General features: G+C 45.1%; 4 protein-coding genes and 1 pseudogene. 4 read left to right on the top strand and 1 reads right to left on the bottom strand.

Going from position 1 to position 3,788, the window contains the following annotated elements; genetic code table 11:
- The first annotated feature begins 134 nt into the window (after nt 1-134).
- The 4 genes and pseudogenes from EOJ37_RS13690 to EOJ37_RS13705 all read left to right on the top strand — a co-directional run.
- Nucleotides 135-365 (top strand): hypothetical protein, encoded by a 231-nt coding sequence (locus EOJ37_RS13690; protein ID WP_127959801.1) that lies wholly within the window; start codon nt 135-137, stop codon nt 363-365.
- Between the two features lie 59 nt (nt 366-424).
- Nucleotides 425-1,235 (top strand): IS5 family transposase gene (locus EOJ37_RS13695; protein ID WP_127960448.1). Its coding sequence is split into 2 segments (ribosomal slippage): nt 425-778 and nt 780-1,235, totalling 810 coding nucleotides; the frame shifts between segments, so codons are not numbered across the junction.
- 153 nt (nt 1,236-1,388) lie between these two features.
- A complete protein-coding gene (gene leuA / locus EOJ37_RS13700; protein ID WP_127960449.1) occupies nt 1,389-3,053 on the top strand; it encodes a 2-isopropylmalate synthase in 1,665 nt (554 codons plus the stop codon).
- Between the two features lie 129 nt (nt 3,054-3,182).
- Nucleotides 3,183-3,341 (top strand): annotated as a pseudogene (locus EOJ37_RS13705) (transposase family protein); the annotation flags it as partial.
- A gap of 61 nt (nt 3,342-3,402) precedes the next feature.
- On the opposite strand, the gene EOJ37_RS13710 reads toward EOJ37_RS13705, so the two are convergent.
- Nucleotides 3,403-3,788 (bottom strand): IS66 family transposase (locus tag EOJ37_RS13710; RefSeq protein WP_155522508.1); only part of this gene is annotated, 386 nt, incomplete at its 5' end.

A 3,788-nucleotide genomic window follows, 5' to 3' on the forward strand; every position in this document is an offset into this window, starting at 1 on the left:
TTATAGGGAGGCAATAACCGTTTCAGTACGGCTGCTTTATGCTCCGGTGAATACTTCGCCATTACTTACTCTACTCCACCCCAATGTGGTTATTTTTTGATAGTGACAACTATCCTGCCACAGGGGGAGATACTTTGGCAGAGCGTTTCAAGGAGAAAGATGATGCAGAGAAAATTTTGGTTCGCCTGTCAGAAATTCAGTTGCGTTTCGAGGCACCGGTCAGCGATATTTACAGGAATCTCATCGCCGTAGCACAACGGACGAAACAGCCGGAAATTATCACACATTGTGAGAAAATGCAGAAGTTTTATATAGGCTCGCGTGTTATGAATGAACGATTCCCACTGCGTAAAGATCTATTCTAAGATCCTATCTCAATAGGAATTGCTGTATAATACATCATGACCATTTCTGAGGGTGAGTTATGGCAAATAGCAAGTGGCAGATTAGCGATGAACTGTGGGAAAAGATGGCGCCACTGATCCCGGAGCATAAAACCCAGCATCCGTTGGGAACGCATCGCAAACGTGTCGACAATCGTGCCGCCATGAACGCCATTTTCTTCGTTCTACGCACAGGGTGCCAATGGAATGCGCTTAATGCGACAGGAATATGCTCCTCCAGTTCCGCTCATCGCCGCTTCCAAGAGTGGACTGCTGCTGGGGTCTTTGAGCGTTTTTGGCAAAATGGATTGCTTGAAAGTGAGGCATTGTCCTGTATCGATTGGTCGTGGCTTTCTCTCGATGGATGTATGACCAAAGCGCCACTGGCCGGGACAAAAAAAAACGGGCCGCAACCCGACAGACCGAGGAAAACAGGGGAGCAAGCGTAGTCTGCTGACCGATGCCAACGGATTGCCGCTCTCTTGCGTGATTGCGTCGGCAAATATTCATGACATCACCCTGGTGAAGCAAACGCTCGATGCGCTTGAAACGGGGAAACCCGGTGCTCGATTGCACTTATGTTTGGATAACGGCTATAAAGCGAACTGGTTGGAAAGCGAGTTAAAAGCACGCCGTTATATTCCGCATATTCAAGGCAGAAAAGCGGAGTCAGACGCGTTGAAAAAAGAGCCTGGTATGAAAGCCCGCCGCTGGGTGGTTGAACGGACACATAGCTGGCTTAATCGATATCGTCGTTTATTGGTTCGCTGGGAGAAAAAGGCTGAAAATTACGAGGCCATGTTGCATTTTGCCTGCGGACTTATTGTGTGGAATAAACTCCTATTGAGATAGGCTCTAAATATCGCTAAATTGTACAAAAAATAGTTACGGGACACACCCTAGGTTCAACTAATTGAAAGCATCACCCTGTAGTGTTACAAATGAAATTATGTATACTACGGGGTATGTACTCCCCTTACTGTCAATAAAATATAAGGCCGTGACATGAGCATATTTGATTATCGTAAATACTCCCCTTACACACCAGTAAAAAAGCACGTTCGCCGCTGGCCGGATAAAATTATTCAGAAAGCGCCAGTCTGGTGTAGTGTCGACCTGCGCGATGGTAATCAGGCTCTGATTGAACCCTTGGCACCCACACAGAAATTAGAATTTTTTAATTTATTAGTGGATATTGGATTAAAAGAGATCGAGGTAGGCTTCCCTGCTGCTTCAAAACCTGACTTTGATTTTGTCCGTCAACTGATAGAAGAGGGGCTAATCCCTAATGATGTTACTATTCAGGTACTAACACAGGCCAGAGAAGAATTAATCGCAAAAACTTTTGAGGCACTGAAGGGGGCGAATAGTGTGATTATACATCTGTACAATTCCACTTCAGTGATACAGCGGGAACAAGTTTTCTGTAAATCAAAACAGGAAATTAAAGAAATTGCTGTACAGGGTGCAGTCTGGGTCAAGGAGTATGCCATGCGTCAACCTGAAACAAAATGGCAATTTCAGTACTCTCCAGAGAGTTTTACTGGCACTGAACTGGAGTATGCCGTAGAGGTGTGTAATGCTGTGAATGCAGTCTGGGAGCCTACCCCATCATCCCCAGTGATTATCAATCTGCCGGCTACCGTAGAGATGAGCACTCCGAATGTGTATGCGGATCAAATTGAATGGATGTGCGATCATATTGCCCAACGCGATAGTATCATTATCAGCCTGCATACCCACAATGATCGCGGATGTGCCATAGCCGCAGCTGAACTTGGTTTGATGGCAGGTGCTGATAGAATTGAAGGGACTCTTCTAGGAAATGGTGAACGTACCGGCAATATGGATATTGTCATTGCCGCGATGAACTTGTACAGTCAAGGTATCGACCCACAATTGAATCTGATGAATATTGATCGCATTATTCAGACTGTGGAAAGCTGTACTCAACTCAAAGTGCACCCGCGTCATCCGTATGTAGGGGAATTAGTGTTTGCCGCGTTCTCAGGCAGTCATCAGGATGCCATTAATAAGTGTTTAGCGAAATATCAACAAGGAGAAACGTGGAGGGTGGCCTATCTTCCCATTGATCCACGCGACGTTGGTCGTACTTACCAAGAAGTGATCCGTATCAATAGCCAATCAGGGAAGGGAGGGATCGGATATGTGCTGGCCAGTAAATATGGCTGGCAACTGCCTCGTTGGATGCAAGTTGATTTCAGTCCGGTGGTACAGTATGAAGCTGAAAGGATAGAAAGCGAAGTGTCAGTAGAGGTTATTTATGCACTTTTCAAGAACAATTACTTAAATATAAATAATGCGTGGAAAATAGGTAGTTTCAATATTCTTAATGATAATAAGATCGTGAAACTATATATAACCCTGACAAGAGAACAATGTACTATTACTATCCAAGCTGATGGGCAGGGGCCGCTGGAAGCTTTTGTTCGGGCACTCACCCAGCAGTTTGGCTACCATATTGATATTGTTAGTTACAATGAACATACTTTGGGAGTAAATGAGAACTCGGAAGCAATCACTTATATTCAAGCCAATATTAACGGGCAACGTTATTGTGCCGCCGGTCAGAGCCGGGACATTGTTCAGGCCTCATTCCTTGCATTGTTAAATGCTATTGCAAAATATGAAAGGATTAAAGTGGATTAATATGATTGCCAAGAAATACTGATAGTATAATTACCAGAGCAAGATCACGAATGTTTTTTGAACAAAGAGGATCGATTTGACGATCAGTTTTCGTTGTGATCTTATACTCTCCTTTTAGGAGAGTTAATCATGCCATTCGCATCCTTTCAGCGCCATTTCAGTTCACTCCATGACAAAAGACAAAGTGCAAAAATCACTTACCCCCTTTTTGATGTTCTCTTTGGCTCGTTATGTGCGGTAATAGCAGGTGCACAGGGTTGGTTTGACATTCGTGAGTACATGTTGGGTCGTAAACATCCGGCCATCTCACCTTGCGAGTTTATGTTAAGTGGTTAAGGTGAGCAGCAGATTAAGTGGATGAGGAGAAGGTGTTACCAGGCAGGGGCAGCAGTTGGTCCAGTTGACTGTTTTTCCATGTTGGAAGATGTGTCAACACAAAGTGCAACCAGGTAAACGGCTCAATGCCATTGAGTTTCGCGGTTTGTAGCAAACTCATGATACCCGCCATGCGCTGCCCGGCCAGCAGTGAACCGGCAAACAGCCAATTTTTTCTTCCCAAGGCCACAGGACGGATGCAGTTTTCCACATGATTGTTGTCAATCGGTATCCGCCCATCGTCGAGATAGGTCATTAACACAGGCCAGCGCTTTAAGGCGTGCATAATGGCTTTGTGTATCCCCGAGTTGCTGGGCACCTGATGCTGTTGTGCAGATAACAACGCCTGTAAGGCAGCCA

Origin of the sequence: Serratia microhaemolytica (genome assembly GCF_004011885.1) — a bacterium.
Lineage (GTDB): Bacteria > Pseudomonadota > Gammaproteobacteria > Enterobacterales > Enterobacteriaceae > Serratia_G > Serratia_G microhaemolytica.